The 20,081-nt window shown below is 41.2% G+C and carries 10 protein-coding genes; 2 read left to right on the top strand and 8 right to left on the bottom strand.

The features are described from left to right. Positions 1–11: 11 nt before the first annotated feature. The 6 genes from OCV82_RS04775 to OCV82_RS04750 all read right to left on the bottom strand — a co-directional run bounded on the left by OCV82_RS04775 (position 12) and on the right by OCV82_RS04750 (position 13,017). A complete protein-coding gene (locus tag OCV82_RS04775) occupies positions 12–2,564 on the bottom strand; it encodes an ATP-binding response regulator (RefSeq protein ID WP_154043388.1) in 2,553 nt (850 codons plus the stop codon). Between the two features lie 104 nt (positions 2,565–2,668). Then, positions 2,669–3,988: an MATE family efflux transporter gene (locus tag OCV82_RS04770; RefSeq protein WP_154043387.1), complete on the bottom strand. Its 1,320-nt coding sequence runs from the start codon at positions 3,986–3,988 to the stop codon at positions 2,669–2,671. After that, entirely contained in the window at positions 3,985–5,235 is a 1,251-nt protein-coding gene (locus OCV82_RS04765) for a M16 family metallopeptidase (protein WP_154043386.1), read from the bottom strand. The genes OCV82_RS04770 and OCV82_RS04765 overlap by 4 nt, the downstream gene beginning before the upstream one ends. A gap of 6 nt (positions 5,236–5,241) precedes the next feature. Then, complete coding sequence (locus tag OCV82_RS04760) at positions 5,242–6,084, bottom strand: peptidylprolyl isomerase (RefSeq protein ID WP_154043385.1); 843 nt, start codon at positions 6,082–6,084, stop codon at positions 5,242–5,244. 26 nt (positions 6,085–6,110) lie between these two features. Then, positions 6,111–8,435 (bottom strand): translocation and assembly module lipoprotein TamL, encoded by a 2,325-nt coding sequence (gene tamL / locus OCV82_RS04755; protein ID WP_262543084.1) that lies wholly within the window; start codon positions 8,433–8,435, stop codon positions 6,111–6,113. Further along, positions 8,416–13,017, bottom strand: coding sequence for a translocation/assembly module TamB domain-containing protein (locus OCV82_RS04750; protein ID WP_154043383.1), 4,602 nt, complete (start codon positions 13,015–13,017; stop codon positions 8,416–8,418). The genes tamL and OCV82_RS04750 overlap by 20 nt, the downstream gene beginning before the upstream one ends. A 126-nt stretch (positions 13,018–13,143) precedes the next feature. Between OCV82_RS04750 and OCV82_RS04745 the strand changes: the two genes are divergently transcribed. Then, positions 13,144–14,049 (top strand): glycosyltransferase family protein, encoded by a 906-nt coding sequence (locus OCV82_RS04745; RefSeq protein WP_154043382.1) that lies wholly within the window; start codon positions 13,144–13,146, stop codon positions 14,047–14,049. 59 nt (positions 14,050–14,108) lie between these two features. Here OCV82_RS04745 and OCV82_RS04740 read toward each other — a convergent pair whose 3' ends face one another. Next, positions 14,109–15,170, bottom strand: coding sequence for a linear amide C-N hydrolase (locus tag OCV82_RS04740; protein WP_154043564.1), 1,062 nt, complete (start codon positions 15,168–15,170; stop codon positions 14,109–14,111). A 185-nt stretch (positions 15,171–15,355) separates the two neighbouring features. Then, positions 15,356–16,639, bottom strand: a complete 1,284-nt coding sequence (locus OCV82_RS04735) for a voltage-gated chloride channel family protein (RefSeq protein WP_154043381.1) — start codon at positions 16,637–16,639, stop codon at positions 15,356–15,358. Between the two features lie 376 nt (positions 16,640–17,015). Here OCV82_RS04735 and OCV82_RS04730 point away from each other — a divergent pair, with 376 nt between their 5' ends. Beyond that, on the top strand, positions 17,016–20,066 hold the full coding sequence (locus OCV82_RS04730) for a SusC/RagA family TonB-linked outer membrane protein (RefSeq protein ID WP_394802648.1): 3,051 nt from the start codon (positions 17,016–17,018) through the stop codon (positions 20,064–20,066). Positions 20,067–20,081 lie beyond the last annotated feature (15 nt).

Genomic DNA, 20,081 nt, shown 5'->3' with positions numbered 1-20,081 from the left:
GATAGAATTTATTATTTACTAACTGATTGTATAACCTCTATTGCCTCTTGTGCAATACGTATCACTGTATGGGCATGGGCCTCTGCTGTAGCAGGGTCCGTGCCTTTATTTTTATGTTCGTCAAGCCATTGTAGGGCAGGAATTGCTTCGCGTGCTTCTATCATAATAAATGTAGGGAGCATCTTATGTGCTATGGCACATATTTCTGTGGTGTCTCCTCTGTCAATGGCTTCATTCATCTTGATGATATTTTTACGTGTCTCTTCAGCAAACGTGTTGAGTATGCAGCGTGCGGCTTCTTCATCGTCCATAGAAAATTCTGTAAGACGTGAAAAATTGAACTTTGTTTGTCTGGAAGAATTTTCGGTAATACTTTCTTCAGATGGCTGAATGTTGTCTGAAGGTAAAATAGATTCCTTCGCTGAGGTACTGATTTCTGACGTATCAATAGATGTCTTGTTTAGTGCCAGGCTTATTGCGTTAATGATATCTTTGCGGCTGAATGGCTTGCGTAGTACGGCTGCGAAACCTCTTGCACGGAAACCTTCATCATCCGGAATGGCACGTGCGGTGATTGCCACTACAGGGATGTTCTTGGCTTGCTCGCAAGAAAGTGCGCGTATTGCTTCCAGAAGATTGAAACCATCCATGGCAGGCATCTGGATATCTGTGAAAAGAAGGTCAAATTTCTCTTTTCTGATATGTTCGAACACTTCTTCCGGATGCTGACAGCATACAATATCAGGCATTGCATCCTTACTTGTGCTGGTAAGACTTAACAGCATGTCACGTGTCAGACCAAGCTGGATGCGGTCATCGTCTATTATGAGAATACGTATTCCAGAGATGAATGATACAGGATTTTCAATTTCTTTTTCTTCTGCTGGCTTTTCGTGGACGTATGATGGCAATGGGATTATTACACTGAAACAGCTGCCATGTCCCGGTGTACTCTCTACATTTATTTCTCCGTCCTGGAGTTCAACTAATTTGCGGGTAATTGAAAGTCCCAATCCGAACCCTTCCTGTCCCTGTGCTCCTGGCAAACGTGTGAACTCGGTGAATATCTTTTCCTGCTCGGCCTTACTCATACCGCAGCCTGTATCTTCTACGCTGAATGTCAGGCGTACACCTGAATATGAAACCTTTAAAGTGATACTGCCTTCGTTTGTGAATTTTAGAGCATTCGACAACAGATTTTCAACTATTTGTCTTATGCGGAAAGGATCACCTTCAAGTGTAAGGTCTTGCTGTAAATCAGGAACGTATGACAGTGTGATTCCTTTCTTCTCAGCCAGTGGAAGGAAACTGTTGTATATATCTTCCATCAGTCTGTATGGACGGAACGCTACCGGATTAAGATCCATCTTTCCGGCTTCAAGGCGGTGATAGTCAAGTAATGACGTAACGAGGGCCAGAAGGTGTTGGGCAGAGTTCTTCATACTGTTAAGATAGAATGTCTGCCGTTTGTCTGTTATAAGACGTTCCAGCAGGTCTGTATATCCTATTATCGAGCCTGCAGGAGCCTTTATGTCGTGTGTAATGGTGAGCATCAGTTTTTCGCGTGCCCTAAGCAGGTTTTCGGCGTAGTCGCGTGCCTTTTCCAATTCGTTCCTATAGTGATTGCTGCGTGTCAGGTCTCTCCATATTATCGTGAAGAATACCAGAACGAGTATTATTGCAGCAACGGATATGACTGCCATTGCCAGAGCTGCATCGCGGCGTATGGACTGTTCGTGATACATACGTGCTGCCAAGGCTTCCTGTTCATCTTGTTCTATGCTTTCAAGCAGTTGGTTTACACGTCGGCTTAGGTGGCTTCCTGCTATTTTCAGACGGTTTATTCTGTAACTTAGAGTGCGAAGTTCATCCTGACGTGTTTGGAATACCTTGTCTTGTATTCCGGACAGCATTGATGCAATGGTGTCTATCGGACTGAATACCTGATCAATTGTATCGGTGAATACTTCCTCAACTACATTGCTCACTTCCGTAGAGTCTGCTTTACCGGGAGAGAAAACATCTGCCAGGCGTCTGAAGAAACTTTTAGGTTCATGATGGATGGTATATGTGTTGTGATGTGTCACCACACGGCGGCGTACATGACTTTCTGTAATGAGAGAATCATGTTCGTTCAGAAGGCTGTCAAGTTGCTTTCTGTAGATAATGTCGGTGGGAGTAGTGCTCATGGCCTCCAACACAGCCAGCATGTTACGCTCCTTGTCGCGCAAGAGCATGTTTACAGTGTCAATACGTGCCTGTTGTACAGTGTCGGTTAGCTGGTTTCTAAGAGTGTCAAGCGAAAGATGTACTTTTTTCATGGCTTTGGTGTAAAGCCAGATTTCATCCGAGCTTCCAGTACGGAGTGCCTGACCTATAACTTCAGTCTCGTATAACCGGCTTATGATATTGTGTGTCGTACGGCGGCGGTTATAAATGCTTTCCTCCAGTCCGGTAGGTTGCGTAAGGAGGTTCATCTGCTTATATACATATCCTATAGCTCCTAAGAGTAGGATAATCAGGATGATATATCCGAATGCCAGTTTGGTCTTGGTGGAAAACATGGGGTAATTAAGAATTAATAATTAAAAGTTATGAGTTTTCAGTTGTTAGTTGTTAGAGTCATGCGGCTGGAAACTAAAAACAAATAACCAACAACTAACAACTATTAAGCAATCGTAGTTTTTTTCCTGAAACGTAGCCAGTACATGATACCTGCGCTAGTCAGTCCGAAAGGAAATGCCATCCATACTCCTGTTAGTCCTCCATCTAGAACAAAACCGAAAATATATCCGGCAGGCAGAGAGATTACGAAGTAGGCTATGAATGCATACAGGAGCATAGGTTTTACATCTGCTATACCACGCAATGAATTGGCGAAGTTTATCTGTAGTGCATCTCCAAACTGGTAGAGCAGGAACGGGTAAATGACGCTTGCTACCATCTGGCTTACTTCTTCACTGTCTGTAAACCAGCCTCCGATGTGCTCCCTTAATAAAAATATAGGGATACCGGTCATAAGTAGCATTACCAGTATAATGTGGAAACCGTGATTTGCCGTACGGCGTACGTTTTCCATATCTCCTTGTCCGTGGAAATTACTTATCCTTACTGAAACCGCAGCTCCCATGCCATAATACATCATGAAGCATACTTGCGATACGGCTATCATAATCTGATACGATGCCAGCTCCATGCTTCCCAACCATCCTATCATGATGGCGCTGAGGCTGAATGATGCTGTTTCCATTCCCATCTGTCCGGCTATAGGCCATCCCAGTTTATTAAGGTGGGCAAATTCCGCTTTATTTATTCTTCCGCGTTTGAATCCTTCCTTGAACTCTTTGTAGCGGTCGGTCATGAAGAACAGCGTGACGAAAGCTATTACCATCAGAATTCTTGATGTGAGAGTAGAAATACCTGCTCCTGAAAGTCCCATCTCAGGTAATCCCAGTTTACCGTATATAAGGATATAGTTACCTATGATATTAAGTACATTTCCACCTAAAAGAATCCACATCGAAACCTTGGTATCTGTTATTCCATCGGCAAATTGTTTGAAACCGTTGAACCATAATACAAAAGGTATTGAGGCAAGCAGAATCAGGAAATATGGGCGGATGTACGGAATCAGTTCTTCCGGTTGTCCCATTCGTGGAATTGCTGCATAAACACATGCCATAACTCCACACACAAGTACGGCAAGCAGTGTATTGGCTGCAAGACTGTTCTTTAATGCACGGCCTACGTCACTGCGCATGCCGCGTCCGAACAGGCTACCCACAATAGGAGTAAGCCCATACGAAAAACCTGTACTGAAGATTATTGCCAGGTTGAACATATTATTGACAAAACTTGCTGCAGCCAGTTCTGTAGTGCTGTGATGACCAATCATCAGTGTATCGGCAAATCCCAGTATTATAACTCCTATTTGTCCGATAACTATAGGGATTCCCAGTGCCAGAAGGGTACGGTAGTGTTGTTTCATTCTATTTCGCCTGATGCTTTTTTGTAATATAAAATATTGCTGTTAGTATTGATGAAGCACTTTCTTGCCATCTCGGTTATTTGTTCGGACGATACGGAACGGTACTTCCTTACTTCATCATTGATGTCTTCCGCTTTGCCTATAAGTTCAAAAAAAGCCAGATTTGTTGCTACGTTCAGATAATTTATATTGCTGAAAATCTGCTCGCTCTCGTATCTGTTTTTTACTTTCTCCAACTCTAATTCTTCTACGGGATGATTTTTCAGATCCTCAAGCTCTTCCCAAACGGCTTTTTCCGCTTCTTCCAGACTGACTCCGTCACATGGTTTTCCTGTAATATGGAAAAGTCCGCTGTCTATGCTTCCGGAAATATAGGCATCTATGGAACTGAATATTTTCTTTTCAATTACCAGTCTTTGAATGAGACGTGATGAACGTCCGTTACAAAGAATGTCAGACATGATGTCGAATGTATGATAACTGCTGTCTCTTCTTCCGCAGATATGGAAAGCCATGTAGAGTGTATCCACTGGAACATCACGGAATACAGTGACGCGATGTTCTTCTGTCTGAGGCTCTTCCTGTGGCAGTTCTCTAGGTTTGATGTCTCTGGCAGGGATATCTCCGAACCATTTTGCAGCAAGACGTTTTGTCTCTTCGAATGTGATATTTCCGCTGACTGCCAGTATTGCATTATTGGGTGCATAGAAGCTATAGAAGAAGTCTTTCACCTCTTCCAGTGTAGCATTCATTATATGGCTTATTTCTTTTCCTATTGTAGGCCAGCGGTAGGGGTGTGTCTTGTATGCCATCTTCCTCAGTATGTGCGACACATCACCATAAGGCTGGTTCAGGTTTCTTTGTTTGAACTCCTCTGTCACCACATTCTTTTGTATTTCAAGGCTTTTTTCATTGAAGTCAAGCGACAGCATTCTGTCGCTTTCCAGCCAGAAACCTATTTCCGCATTGTTGCAAGGCAGAGTAATATAATAGTTGGTTATATCGTTGTTGGTCCACGCATTGTTCTCCCCTCCGGCATTCTGTACAGGAGTGTCGTAATCAGGAATATTTATTGAACCTCCGAACATAAGATGTTCAAACAGATGAGCAAACCCCGTGTGTTCGGGGTGTTCGTCTCTTGCTCCCACATCGTATAGCAGGTTCAGTGCCACCATTTGTGTGGTGGTATCTTCACTGTGTACAATGCGTAGTCCGTTTTCCAGTATATGACGGTTTACAGTTATCATGTCCGTTTAATTAATCACTGTAGCTTTAAGGATACGGATATCTACTTTCGGACGGTCGGCACGGTTTGTTCCTACCTGCTCAATCTTTTCTACAACATCCATTCCGTCAATGACTTCACCGAATACAGTATATGCTCCGTCCAGATGAGGTGCACCGCCTATTGTGGTATAAGCCTGTTTCTGTTCTTTGGTATATCTCAGTGCAGGTTCTTTATCAACAATGTTGCGTGCTTGCGATTCGAGAGAGTCCTGAAGTTCAAGCAACCCTTCAGTATCGCCTGCTTTACGCATCTTGTATATTTCTTTCATGTGTTTGCGTGCCAGATTATTGAAGACTTCTTCCAGACGGGCTTCGTTCATATGGTTTTCCATATTTATCATTTGTGCCTCGCTGAATTTTCTTCCTGTCACTATATAGAACTGACATCCTGATGATTCTCTTTCCGGGTTCACTTCATCGCCTTGGCGTGCTGCTGCAAGGGCTCCTCTTTTGTGGAAAAAGTTTTTGTTGAATTCTGCAGGGATAGTGTAGCCTACATCACCGCTTCCCAGTGTTGTTGTGTCAGTAGCATTTTTACTAAGCGGATCGCCTGCCTGAATCATAAAATCCTTTATGACACGATGAAACAGTGTACTGTCGTATGTACCTTCTTTCACCAGTTTGATAAAGTTTTCCTTGTGTTTTGGAGTCTCGTCATACAGTTTCACTGTGATGTTGCCCATAGTAGTTTCCAGGCATACCAATGTTTCCTTTACATTTTCCATATTTATCTTTTTTTCTGATTTGCTGTTTCCTGTACATGCCGTCATGAAGATGGCAATCATTATAGTGATGAAAGTTCTTGTCATGGTCTTAAATTTTAGTCATTAATTTTTTAGAACGGATAACCTATTGCAAAATGCAGTCCCATTCCGTCTTTAAATCGTGGAATATTATAATATCCCTTCTTCCCTGTATCGTATGGCACGTGGAGGGCAATACCTAGATCTAAGCGTAGAACCAGAAAGTCAAGGTCATATCTTATTCCGGCGCCTGTACCTAGGGCTATACTGTCGAAGAAATGATTGAATGTGAATTGTGCATCCGGTCGTGCTGGATCTTCCCTTAGTAGCCATACGTTACCGGCATCCAGGAAGACCGCACCGTTCAGGTTTCCGCCTGCAAATTTAGACAATATTCTGAAACGGTACTCCATATTGGCTTCAAGTTTTATATCACCGGTCTGATCGACGTATGAATATGTGTTGCTTTCCGAAGGACGATACCTGCCCGGACCTATTGAACGTATGGTAAACGCACGTATGCTGTTGGCTCCTCCTACATAGAACTGTTCCGTATATGGTGCTATCGTCTTATTACCGTACGACCAAATTATTCCTCCCATAGCTCTGAATGCCAGCTGATGCATGTCATTGAACCAAATTGTATTTCTTACTTCCGACGAGTATTTCAGGAATTGTGCGAACGGTGTACCAAGAAGTTTCTTGTCTTTCTCTGTAAACTTCTGTCCGAAAGCCGCATAAATCAGTGATGTCACGTTACCTGCACTGGTAAGCGAGTTTTCCCACCACAAGCGGTTCTTACGTTTGCGGAATGAGTTGTCGTATGTCAGAGTATATGATTGCGACGGGATGAACTGGTCACTCAAACTGTAGAACAGCATCGGGTTCTGTGCAGCTATCTGATTGAATTCATCCGTACTGTTTTGCAGTGTATTGAATGCCAGATTCAAAGGAGTTACAGAATGCTTTATACTTCTTTTAGGCTGGAAACTGTACGATACGGTTCCACCGAATGACAACATCTTGAAATATCGAGCTCGGTTAATCTGCTCGGCATAAACCTTGAAGTTGGTATTGGAAGGGAAACGGAACGGATCTATCCTGTTTTTTATCCATGGAAGGATAAGACGTGGAAAATCCAATGACAGAGCAGCTCCCAGTTCGTATGAATTCATCACAGAACTACGTCCGTCAACGGTAGAGCTTGTCTGCCACTCATACGAACCTTTCAATTCCAGATTCAATGATGCTCCCATACGCATGAAGTTCTTTCTGGAAAGATTAAATTTGGCTCCCGGACCTGTCTGTTTCGTGTCTTTGGTTGTCAGGTTAAATTCCAGTTCACTGTCGTATGGCAGATCAAACATCGAATTCACTTTTATGTCCAGTGTGTCCGATCCGTTACGTGGCGTATATTGAAACTCGTTGAACTTGAATACGCCTAGTCTGGCAAGTGCTTCCTGGGTATAGTTCATCCTGAGTTGCGAGTAGGTCTCACCACTTCTGTAAAGGAATCTTTTCCTTAAAACGCCGTATCTTAGTTCCGGCTTTTCACCAAAATAATGTACGGTGAAGTCTCTAGCACAAATTGAATCGTCAGGCTGTTCTCCGTTGTATCCAATCAGATTAATATCGGTTTTTCCTATTATATATTTTGTCTTGGCTTCTTTAGGTGTGTTGCTCTTTGGTATAATCTTCAGATTGATATATCCGGGGCGCATAAGTGTATCTGCCAAAAATGTGATATATTCGCTGCGGAAGAAATAATACCCGTTATTCTTGAATAATGTAACAAGCCTTTCGCGTTCCTCGTTCAGACGTGTAACGTCAAAATTGTCATTTCTGTGTATCAGTCTTTCATCAAAGTGTTTTCTGATAAGCGAGTCGGCACGTCCTGTGAAACCTTCGTACAGTACGGTATCAATGTAATATGGTTTTCCCATATCAATCTGGTAACTCAGTTTTACGGCTCTTGGGTTACGGGTGCTATCTACAGTGTAAGTCACATTGCCGTTGAAATATCCGTAATCTTTAAGCAGGTTGGATGCAATTTTTACTCGTGTGTCAGGGTTTACAGACGATACTGTGACAGGAGTGGCAGCCATTTTACGGAATATCCATCTTCCCAGCCCTTTTTCGTATTTCTGGAAATTATTGTATATCCATAATCCGAAAGGAATGGGAATTCGGTATTTAGCACTTCCAAGGAAAGAATTGTTAGGTGCAACGCTTACTGCGGCTGTCACCTCCTCAATAGTCTTTTCTCCATTGGCGCTTTCGTCTTTCTCGTTTATTTCTATTCTCTTTATACCGGTATAAAGAGTTTCGCCTTCAGGAAGATTTTTTGTGGTGGAACATCCTGCAAAGCCTAAAACGGCTATTAATGCCACAACTATGTTATTTATTCTCATTTTCATTTCCTTTTTCCTCTGTTTCATTAATCTTCTTTTTCTTTCTTTGGAATATAAACAAGTCCTTTATACGGCTCACTTTCTTTTTAAGAACGATACCGGCTCCTGTTTCTGTCACTTCTCCTTCAAGGACATTTGCATATTTTTTGTCGTGGAAAAGTTTGACATATCTGGTACCGCTATTGTCCAGTCTGTATTCCAATGATATATTGTCGATAAATGATTCGTCTCTCACTGCAGCATTTCCTGTGGAAATTTTTCCACCGATTACTACACGCACACGGTTGTTCCAGAAACGTTTTGCAAACTGGAAATTATAATCTGTACGTGTGTCGCCTGTCTCTGTCGCATTTGTTGTTTCCATACCCACACTAAGGTCAATTGTCTTTAGGGCATTTCCTGCAATGCTGTTTATTTGTCCTTGCAGATATGAGTTAAGCGCACTGTTGGCATCCAGTTTAGCTGTCGAACTGTCTGAAATATACATACCTGTTACGAGCATTGTTACCGCAGCCTTATTCTTCTGTGACGCTGACATTGCTGCCAGTTCATTTTGCATTGAACCGTCTTCAGGAGCTTCGATTGTAAACTCAAATCCCAGGTCGTTCAGCCTGTTGGTGATACTTACGCCCACATCAAAACTTACCATTCTTGCAGCCTGGCCTTCCTGAGTTACTGAAGCTCTTGTCCTCTCGTACGCCTGGATATTCAGTTTCGGGTCCATTACGTTTCCGGTCCATTCAATGTAGCTTCCTTCGCGTATTTTAAATGTCTTAAGCGGTATGACTGGCATTTCATATTTCATTTCTCCGCTCATCAGCTGGTAACGTCCGTTCAACAACATGTTTCCGTCGGGAGTATATTGGAATGCCAAATCTCCTCCACCTTCCACTTCCATATAGTTGGAACCGCTCTCGTTAATATCGACACGGCATTGTACAGCCTGGTCAATATGCAGGTTGACAAGCATGTCTATACCGCCTGGGCGCATTTCCTGAAGCGGTTTTCTGCGTGCAGAGGCTGTATCTGCAAAGTTTACGAATGTTACTGTCTCAGCCAGTCGGTCTTCCACCGTCAGAGGCGATTCGCGGAGTATGTATGTGAAATCACTGCTACCCAAAATATTGGCATTACCTTTAACCGAAATGGCGTCAGGTGTACCCTTTATGGTAGTGTTGAGGTCAATATACATTTTCCCGTAAACCATTGAAGTACGGTTTTTCTTTGAATTGAATACCTCAAAGTTTCTGGCAGTCATTTTCAAATCCATATACATATTCTCCATATTGGCAAAATCAACACTACCGTCTATTATATACGGATTTTTGCCTCTTGAGAATATGCTATATTTGTCAAACATCAGCTTGTTGTTCTTTACCGTAATAGGCTTGTTTTCAAATCTAAGGTTCATTGATGTCATAGGAATGAACACGTTTACGCTGTCGGTTGTGACACTTCCATCTATGACTGGTGCTGATGTTGACCCGCTTAAAGATATGTCTGCTCCTGCATACCCTTTCAACTGTGCCATTTCTTCCGGAACAAATGCTCCAGCCAGTGCCAGTGGAAAACGGTATATCGACAGGTGTGCGTTTACCTTGTCCTCTTCCTCTTCAGTAAGCGGTGTATTGTACTGTCCGTTGATTTCTGCCAGAGTGTTTCCATTATGTGTTATGTATCCATCCACATGATGACCACTGTTCTCCATAGGCAGATATACAGCACTCATAGTCCAGTTGCCAAGCGGCTTTCCTCCGTAGGCAAGTCTGTTCACATCTGTCTCAAATGCTGTCATGAACATATCCTCCTTCTGCTGTACGTAATGTGCTTCAGCATTAATTATACCTTCTACAGGTGGCATGTATGGAATGATACGTCTGAATTCACCGATATCAAGTTTGTTTATGTTTACAGTTACGTCTTGCAGCACGGTAGAATCTGGAACAGAGTAAATCTGCAATCCGGTTCCATTATCATCGTTCAGACGCATATCTGCATGTATCCTTCCTTTGTCGCTCAGGAAAATATAGTTTTCATCGTTCAAATGGAATTTTCTATATACCAGAATAGGATTTTCCGGCAGTATATGCAGGCTTATGCCTTTGTCTCTAAGTACAGCCTTCATACCGATCAGTGCTCCTGTCTGCTGCTGTGCATTATCATATTTCACAAGCATGTGTGCATTGTCGTTGAATATACCTCCATCCAACGCTATACTGAAAGCTTCCTGTTTCTTCGTCTGGTTGGCTTTCACTCCACCTGCTATTATTATTCCTGTAGAATCTTGTGAAGCACGGAAAGTTATTGTGTCCAGTCGCAGACTGTCCGTATGCAGACCATAGAGATATGCCGAGCTGTTAATACCGCTATTCTCGGATGTATTTAGCGATGCATAAAGTCTCTTGAATCCGATATTCCTCATTTCCAGGGTATTTGCAAACGGATTGTCGTCGCCTGCAAAAAGCCTGAATGATGTTTCCGGCAACAATGTACGCAATGCTTCAAGATCCATCAACTTGTTTTCCCACTGTTTGGCTGCCAGTTCGGAAATCTTGCTTATTTTTTCCGTAACTTTATCTATTCCTCCCGTTGTACGCAGCAGCATGGTCATGTCACCCGAGTTTATATAAGTACGTAGGGAGTCCTCTGTCATACTGACACCGAAGTTCAGATCTTTCGTTTTGAAAGTCTTTTTTTCGGTCATAAGTTTGATGTTGTTTATAGACACTTTTGCACGATGCCTGTTATTCATATCTGTATGTGCATCAATGTCTATTATTTGTCCTATCTTGAACGGTTGTGCAATAAGTCCCAATCCATGCAAGTCAAGACGTTTGATATCTGTGCGCATTTGGGCCGCTATTTCTTTTGCGGAAATATCAGCATTCAGTGTGGAACCTATTTCCATGGTGTTGTCGTTGATGTTTAATGTTACAGACGACTTACAGTTTTCCACTCCGGCTTTCATGTTTATTCCGGAAAAAGAATAGCTGGCATATTCAAAGCATGATATACCCGCTTCCATTCCCATTTTTGTAGTTGGCGAGAATATATCGAAACCTTTTCCTTCCGCCATAAGTGAAGCTGTCACTCTGAACAGTGAATCTGACGGCATGAAGTTATGGATATTCAGTTCGTTGATATCCATTTTAGCGAAGAATGATTCTGTTTTTGGAATGAAGCCGGCGTTGAGATTTATCGCACCTTCACCTTGTGTCAATCCTAATAATGCGTTTATGCTGTCGTTCCTTATATCGGCACTTCCCTTTAAGACCATATCCGATGGGATAACTGCAGTTCCAATAAAATATTTAGCAAAAGCCATGTCAGGGAAAACGGCATCCATATCCAAATGTGCAGATATTTTTGTACTGTCCGGTAAATCATTCACATATCCTCCTGCTGTGAATTTAACATGTTCCGGTATTTCTGCGCTTACGGCAGTAATTTTCATTTCGTTTATGCTTCCGTCAATACCGGCTCTTATCTGTATTGGTTCTGCAGGAAAATCTTTCTTGAAATCTTCAGGCATATCTGTAACGAACCTGAACAGGTCATTCTTTCCGATGTCTGCCATTATTCTGGCTGATATGCTGCCGTCGTTGTTGATCTGTGAGATGTTCCAGTCAGCATTTGCCTGTACAGAAAAGTACGAATCTGTGGTTTTCAGTTCCAGGCCTGAAATTTCAATTTTTTCATCATTGGCTGTAATTTTTCCTCCTGCAGATGTGATTTCCAGTCCTGAATGTTCTTTCATCTTGAAATCTTTGATCTCGGCATTTACTGCATTACCACAATAATATATAGAACTCAGGTCTATATTTAATCCGGCAAGAGATATAAATGACGGGTTGAAACCTTCAGTCTGCTGTTTTTCCCCAATAATATATTGTGCTGATGAATTGCTGATTTTGAATTTTTGCAAAGAATAAGCCTCTTTCTTTAAATCTACAATACCCTCTGTCAGTACAGCAGAACCGATGTTTATTCCCATGTCCATACTGTCTAATGGCATACTGAGATTTACGGCTACATTCTCAAAATTGGCCTTTTGCAGCATGAATTTCCAATACAGAGGCTCGCTGGCAGTTGTATCTGTGGCAGTTGTATCGGCTATGCTTATATCCACATGTGTATCCTTTATTATAAAGGAGTTGATTGTTGCCGTTTCCGGTGATAAGGCGACTCCGTGCGATTCCAGATAAAGCTCTCCCAGCTTGCCTTTCATCATGAATCCTTCAATCATGTCCTTTGTGTTGACGCTTACACTCTCCAGCTTTAAAGCATCAACTTCAATCTGTTTTCTGAACAAAGGTTTCATCTGAACCTTTAAAGTCATTTTTCCGGCACTTAGAAGAGTGTCGTTTTCCTGTATGGCAGTCACATTATGGATTCCCAGATTCAATGGAAAAGAAAGTGAAATTCTTCCTACACTGATGTCCATACCTGTAGCATCAGAAGCGATTGATGCCGCCTTTCTTACAGCAAAGTTCTGTATAGGCGGTATATAGATCAATATTGATATAATTATAAATAAAGCAAATGGAATAGATATTATTATTCCACACCATTTTAAAAATTTCTTCATGTTAATGACAGTTTGTGATGCGAATATACTAAAAAAATAACTACTAATTAATATAATTTGTTCAAGAAGTACGTGATTAATAATAAATGCCTATCTTTGCATAGTTACTAACTAAAAATAAAACTTATGAAACCAACATTATTTGTATTGGCAGCCGGTATGGGAAGCCGTTACGGCGGTCTTAAACAGCTTGACGGAGTCGGACCAAGCGGTGAAACAATTATGGATTATTCTATTTATGACGCTATCCGTGGTGGATTTGGTAAAATAGTATTTGTAATCCGTAAAGATTTTGAAGATGACTTCCGTAAAATCGTTCTCAGCAAATATGAAAATCATATCCCTGTAGAAGTTGTCTTCCAGGCTTTGGATAATCTTCCAGCCGGATATACTTGTCCGGAAGGCCGTGTTAAGCCATGGGGTACTAACCATGCTGTACTTATGGGTAAGGATGTTATCAAAGAACCATTTGCAGTAATCAATGCAGACGATTTTTATGGAAGAGACAGTTTTGCAGTATTAGGCAAATATTTGTCAGAACTTCCTGAAGGTTCAAAGAACGACTATTGCATGGTAGGTTTCCGCATAGGCAATACTTTATCTGAAAGTGGTTCTGTTGCACGTGGCGTTTGTTCTGCAAATGAAGAAGGTAACCTTACTACAGTTGTTGAACGTACTGAAATCATGCGTGTAAATGGTGTTGTAAGCTATAAGGACGAAAATGGTGAATGGGTAGGTCTTGATGACAATACACCTGTTTCTATGAATATGTGGGGATTCACTCCTGACTATTTCAAATATTCAGAAGATTACTTTACTGAATTCCTTGATGCAAATAAGGAAAACCTTAAGGCTGAGTATTTTATTCCATTGATGGTTAATAAACTTATCAATGAAAAGACTGCTAATGTTAAGGTTCTTGATACTACATCTAAATGGTTCGGTGTAACATATGCAGCAGACCGTCCTAGTGTAGTTGAAAAATTGCAGGCATTGGTAGATGCAGGTGAATATCCTTCTAAATTGTTCTGATAAGCAATTTTACAATATATAAACGGATTGCCTTATTGTGGGGCAATCCGTTTTTTTGTCTATTTAATCTTTATATTGAACACAGGTTGTTGTTTTTCTGTATCCATTGGTACAGCACGATATTTCACTTTCTTGAAATCAATATCTTTCAGATTAATACTTCTTATAGCACTGTTATACATTGTTCGGAAGTAAATCTTCAGATTGTTCATGTCGGTAGCCGATGTCCATTGTGTAGCACTCGGGATGTTTACCGGAACCTGTCCTTTCGCAAATTCTATTCCAACCGGAATATCGAAATTATTTAATATCTGAAATCCCTGCAGAACTGTTTCTTCCGAAGTTTCCTGTACTGGTGCCGTAGCCTGATAGAATGCAGCCCTTACAAATCGTGATGGGGGAGTGACATCGCCAGGTATTCCTAGGAAACCGCTTCCGGCACCGAACTGTGACAGCTCTGTCTCTCCAAGTTTTTGCGAAGGAGCCGATCCCGGGAAAAGATTTACATAATTGTTCAGATTTGTCATCTGCCAATTGAAGTCAGGTGAATTTGTGAGAACTCCAAGCTTGTTTTCATAGAACACAGGCTTTCCGTCTATTATTTCAAGCACTATCTGTCTTCCTGTTGTGTCGGCAAATCTCCAGTGTACAGTCGAGGCTCTTGGGTCTATTGCTATCACATGGATTTTGCTAATTGCGTCTTTAACTTCTTCCACGTTTTTACATTCACCGAGAATCCATGACACGAGCTGAAGGTCGGCTATACTTTCCCCTTTATAAGCCGGGTTGTAGTCCTCATATTTGCCGTATTTGGGAAAATAGAATAAGCCTGCTGAAAGCCCTTTTTCGTTGAGCCCTTCGGCAATGAATTCCTTTTGCTCTACAGCCAGACCTACGTATCCGTATTTCGAAGTGAATTTCATACCGTCAATACCGCCTGGTATGTATGATTGTGCTGTATAGCCTTGAGGAACTATCACGTATTGGCTGTTAAGGTCGCTTCCTCCCCATTCAATTGTTCTAGCAAGGATTTTTGTACTGTCTTTTGCTGTAAGTGTGATGCCTGTACATGCATTAGCTGTATCTGTGCCTACTGCTGCAATGGTAGCGGCGATGCACATTAATTTAATCGATCTTCCGATTAACTTCGTTGATCTTCCGATTGTAAGAATCTGTTTTTTCATAAACTGTGAATGTCTTTGTTCTTTAATGATACTAAACAACAGAAATAACAGTTTTGTTGCTTATATCCTCAAAATTAAAGACTTTGTTGATAAAAATCAAGGATTTCTTTGAAAAAACAGTATCAGTCCAACATCTTTCCTTTTTTCTTTTTCCAGAAAATGATATGTTTCGGACTTCCTATAACTTGTGATGTGTAGATACCTGTATGTCCGGAGAACATATATGCGGTTACACATGCTATACCTATGTAAACAGCTGCATCAGCACCAAACAGCTCTATACCCATCAGAGTACATGCTATTGGAGTGTTGGTGGCGCCTGCAAATACAGCCACGAAGCCCAAACCTGCCAACAATGAAACATCCAATGGAAGTACGGCAGATAATGCACTACCCAAAGTGGCACCTACGAAGAACAATGGAGTAACCTCTCCGCCCTTGAATCCTACTCCGATGGTGAACGTGGTGAGAAGTATTTTCAGAAGAAAGTCATACCACATCTGCACTTCGCTGAATGAAGCTACTATTGTGGGAACGCCCAGACCTATATATTTGGTAGTTCCCAACAGATAAACACTCAAGGCAATGAAAATACCGCCTATAAATGGGCGCAGCGGTGGATAACTTATATATTTTTTAGCCAGACCACCCCATATCTCTATGAAACGTGAGAATGTCATGGCTGCCAGTCCGAAAAGGATACTTGCCACAAGTACAATCAATAACGTCTGTATGTTTATGTCCGGTGTGTAGCTGATGACGTAATGAGTATGTGCTATTCCCCAGGCATGACATGTTAAATTAGCAAAGAAGGCCGACAGGAAAACCGGAAGTATGGCATCATATCTCAGTCTTCCCACAATTATTACTTCAAGAGCGAAAACTGCTCCTGCCAATGGGGTACCGAAGATTGAAGCAAATCCGGCTCCTATTCCTATCTGTATCATTATCTTTCTGTCGTATGGATGCATTTTCAGCAGTCTTGACATGAAATCGGCTATTGCTCCACCCATTTGTACTCCCGTACCTTCACGTCCGGCAGAACCTCCGAACAAGTGTGTAAGTACTGTACCTACATACACCAGTGGCGTCATTCTGAAAGGAATGATATTTTTTGACGAACGTATCTCCTCTATCAGGAAATTATTGCCTTTGGCTGCCGTACCTGCCCAATAGTGGTACATCAGTCCTATAGCCAGACCCCCTAATGGCAGTAAGGCAATAATCCACAGATTATTCTCACGATAATCGGTCGCCCAGTTAAGTGATGCCAACAGCAAGGCTGATGCCGATCCTATCAGTGCGCCGGCTACCGCACCTATAATTGTCCATTTCAGCAAGTACCATAATATAGGCAATTGCTCAGGAGTTGTTCCTAATTCTGTAATTTTTCTGTTAAGTCTCATTTTTTTTAAGGAATCAAATGCGCTGCAAAGTTAATTCAAATGATTAATATAATAACAAGATTATTATAACATACGGAGTCTTTTTTTAGATTGGATGACAGATATTTATATGTTATTTATAATCTGTTGAAAATCAATGTTTTTTTTGGGAGTAGGCCTTAAAACCTAATTTTAATAAATGTTTCATAGCCATGTAAAAATGATACATGAAACATTTTTACATGGCTATGAAACATTTATTATAAATATCTTTGTTATACCATTATATATTTGTAACAGAATTTTAAAACAATTATTAATAATCTAATTTTTAATGCGTATGGAAAGCATAAAAAGAAAATTTCTTATTGCGCTCTTCTTATTTATATGCATAGTCATGCATGCGCAAGATTTGGTGGTTCAGGGAACGGTCATTTCTGCCGTTGATAATTTCCCTGTAATTGGAGCAACTGTAGTGGAGAATGGTAATAATACCAACGGTACTATTACTGATTTTGACGGTAAATTTACGTTGAATGTTGCTTCCGGAAGTTCAATCACTGTTTCTTTTGTCGGTTTCAAGACAGTTACTCTTAAAGCTGAAAGCATGATGAACATTGTGCTTGATGAAGATTCAGAGGTTCTTGAAGAAGTTGTGGTAACGGGTTATACCACTCAACGTAAGGCTGACCTTACCGGTGCCGTTTCTGTTGTCAGTATGGACGAAATCTCAAAACAGAACGAAAACAATCCCATGAAAGCTCTTCAGGGAAGGGTTCCAGGTATGAATATTACAGCTGACGGTAACCCAAGCGGTTCAACAACAATCCGTATCCGTGGTATCGGAACATTGAACAACAATGACCCTTTATACATTATTGATGGTGTGCCTACAAAGGGTGGTATGCATGAGTTGAATGGTAACGATATCGAGTCTATTCAGGTGTTGAAAGATGCCGCTTCTGCTTCAATCTATGGTTCGCGCGCGGCAAACGGTGTTATCATTGTAACAACTAAGAAAGGTAAGCAAGGTCAGATTAAAGTTAATTTCGACGCTTCTGTATCAGCTTCCATGTACACAAACAAGATGGAAGTCCTCAATGCCAGAGAATATGGTCAGGCTATGTGGCAAGCTTATGTAAACGATGGTCAGGATCCGAATACAAATGCTTTGGGATATTCTTATAATTGGGGATACGACCAGAATGGTATTCCTGTATTGCATGGAATCAGCATGTCACGTTTCTTGGATTCTGCGAATACCGTTCCTTCTGCTGATACAGATTGGTTTGACGAAATCAGCCGTACCGGTGTAATACAGCAATACAATCTTTCTGTAAGCAATGGTTCTGAGAAAGGCTCGTCTTATTTCTCTTTAGGATACTATAAGAACAATGGTATTATAAAGACTTCTGATTTCGAACGCTTTTCAGCTCGTATGAATTCAGATTATAACTTGATTGAAAACATCCTTACTATAGGAGAGCATTTTACTGTCAACAGAACTTCTGAAGTAGTAGCACCTGGTGGTTTCTTGCAGAATGTGTTGCAGGCCAATCCGTCTTTGCCTGTATATACTACCGAAGGAGAATATGCAGGTCCGGTAGGTGGTTATCCTGACCGTGAAAATCCGGTAGCTCGCCTTGAGAGAAATTCTGATACAAAATATTATTATTGGAGAATGTTTGGTGATGCATACATCAACCTTAATCTATTCAAAGGATTTAATGTTCGTTCTACTTTTGGTATCGATTATTCTCAGAAACAACAGAGAATATTCACATATCCTATCACTGAAGGTAACGTAGCCAATGACAAGAATGCTGTTGAGGCAAAACAGGAACATTGGATGAGATGGATGTGGAATGCCGTTGCTACTTATAACTTCGAAAAAGGCAAGCACAGAGGTGATGCTATGATTGGTGTTGAGTTGAATAACGAAGACAATACATGGTTCTCTGGTTATAAAGAAGATTTCTCAATTCTGAATCCTGATTTCATGTGGCCTGATGCCGGAGTAGGTACAGCACAGGCTTACGGTTCTGGTGATGGTTATTCATTGGTATCATTCTTTGGTAAATTCAACTATACATTCGATGACAAATATCTGGCTTCATTGACAGTACGTAGGGATGGTTCTTCAAGATTCGGTAAGAATAATCGTTTTGCAACTTTCCCTTCTGTATCTTTGGGATGGCGTATGAGTCAGGAAGAATTCATGAAAGATATTGAATGGCTTGATGACCTTAAGGTGAGAGCATCTTGGGGACAGACTGGTAACCAGGAAATTTCTAATACTGCACGTTATACTCTTTATGTTCCTAACTATGGTGTTACAGAATCAGGAGGTCAGAGTTACGGTACTTCTTATGATATTGAAGGTACAAACGGTGGAAAGACTCTTCAGTCTGGATTTAAACGTAATCAGTTGGGTAATGATGATATAAAATGGGAAACTACTACTCAGACTAATATCGGTATTGACTTCTCATTGTTCAATCAGCAGGTATATGGATCTTTGGACTGGTTCTATAAGAAAACTACTGATATCCTTGTTCAGATGGCGGGTATCGCTTCTATGGGAGAAGGTACTACCCAGTGGATTAATGCCGGAGAAATGGAAAATAAAGGTTTCGAATTCAATATCGGTCATAGAAAAACATTCGACAACGGATTCAAATATGATTTCAATGCTAATATCTCTACTTATAGAAACAAAATTACTGCTTTGCCTATCACTGTAGCAGCTAACGGTACATTCGGTGGTAATGGCGTAGAAAGCGTCATCGGTCATGCAAATGGTTCACAAGTGGGTTATGTGGCAGACGGAATATTCAAATCTCAGGAAGAAGTTGATAATCATGCTGTACAAGAAGGTGCCGGAGTAGGACGTATCCGCTGGCGTGACTTGGACGGTAACGGTGTAATCAACGAAAAAGACCAGCAGTGGATCTATGATCCGACACCTGCATTCAGCTATGGTTTGAATATGTACTTCGAATATAAGGATTTCGATTTCACAATGTTCTGGCAGGGTGTACAAGGTGTTGATATCATCAGTGACCTGAAGAAGGAAACAGACTTGTGGAGCGGTTTGAATATCGGTTTCCTGAATAAGGGTAAACGTCTTCTTGATGCATGGACTCCATATAATTCTTCATCAGATATTCCTGCATTGACAAGAAGTGACGTTAATAATGAAAAGAGAGTATCAACATACTTCGTTGAAAACGGTTCTTTCCTTAAATTAAGAAATATACAATTAGGTTATAACTTGCCAAAATCAATATCTCAGAAGTTTAAGGTAGACAGATTGAGATTGTACCTTAGTGCACAGAATGTGCTTACTATCACAAGCAAGGAATTTACAGGTGTAGATCCGGAAAACCCTAACTACGGTTACCCTATCCCGATGAACTTGACATTCGGTATCAACGTAGGTTTCTAATATTGGAGGAATAAC

Origin of the sequence: Bacteroides cellulolyticus, assembly GCF_025567135.1 — a bacterium.
GTDB lineage: Bacteria > Bacteroidota > Bacteroidia > Bacteroidales > Bacteroidaceae > Phocaeicola > Phocaeicola cellulolyticus.
This window is presented reverse-complemented; position numbering and strand designations above follow the sequence as displayed.

Bases quoted from the DNA above. Each gene is read 5' to 3' on its own strand.
- OCV82_RS04760 (WP_154043385.1), bottom strand. From the start codon at position 6,084: ATGACAAGAACTTTCATCACTATAATGATTGCCATCTTCATGACGGCA.
- tamL (WP_262543084.1), bottom strand. From the start codon at position 8,435: ATGAAAATGAGAATAAATAACATAGTTGTGGCATTAATAGCCGTTTTA.
- OCV82_RS04775 (WP_154043388.1), bottom strand. From the start codon at position 2,564: ATGTTTTCCACCAAGACCAAACTGGCATTCGGATATATCATCCTGATT.
- OCV82_RS04745 (WP_154043382.1), top strand. From the start codon at position 13,144: ATGAAACCAACATTATTTGTATTGGCAGCCGGTATGGGAAGCCGTTAC.
- OCV82_RS04740 (WP_154043564.1), bottom strand. From the start codon at position 15,170: ATGTGCATCGCCGCTACCATTGCAGCAGTAGGCACAGATACAGCTAAT.
- OCV82_RS04730 (WP_394802648.1), top strand. From the start codon at position 17,016: ATGCATGCGCAAGATTTGGTGGTTCAGGGAACGGTCATTTCTGCCGTT.
- OCV82_RS04770 (WP_154043387.1), bottom strand. From the start codon at position 3,988: ATGAAACAACACTACCGTACCCTTCTGGCACTGGGAATCCCTATAGTT.
- OCV82_RS04735 (WP_154043381.1), bottom strand. From the start codon at position 16,639: ATGAGACTTAACAGAAAAATTACAGAATTAGGAACAACTCCTGAGCAA.
- OCV82_RS04765 (WP_154043386.1), bottom strand. From the start codon at position 5,235: ATGATAACTGTAAACCGTCATATACTGGAAAACGGACTACGCATTGTA.
- OCV82_RS04750 (WP_154043383.1), bottom strand. From the start codon at position 13,017: ATGAAGAAATTTTTAAAATGGTGTGGAATAATAATATCTATTCCATTT.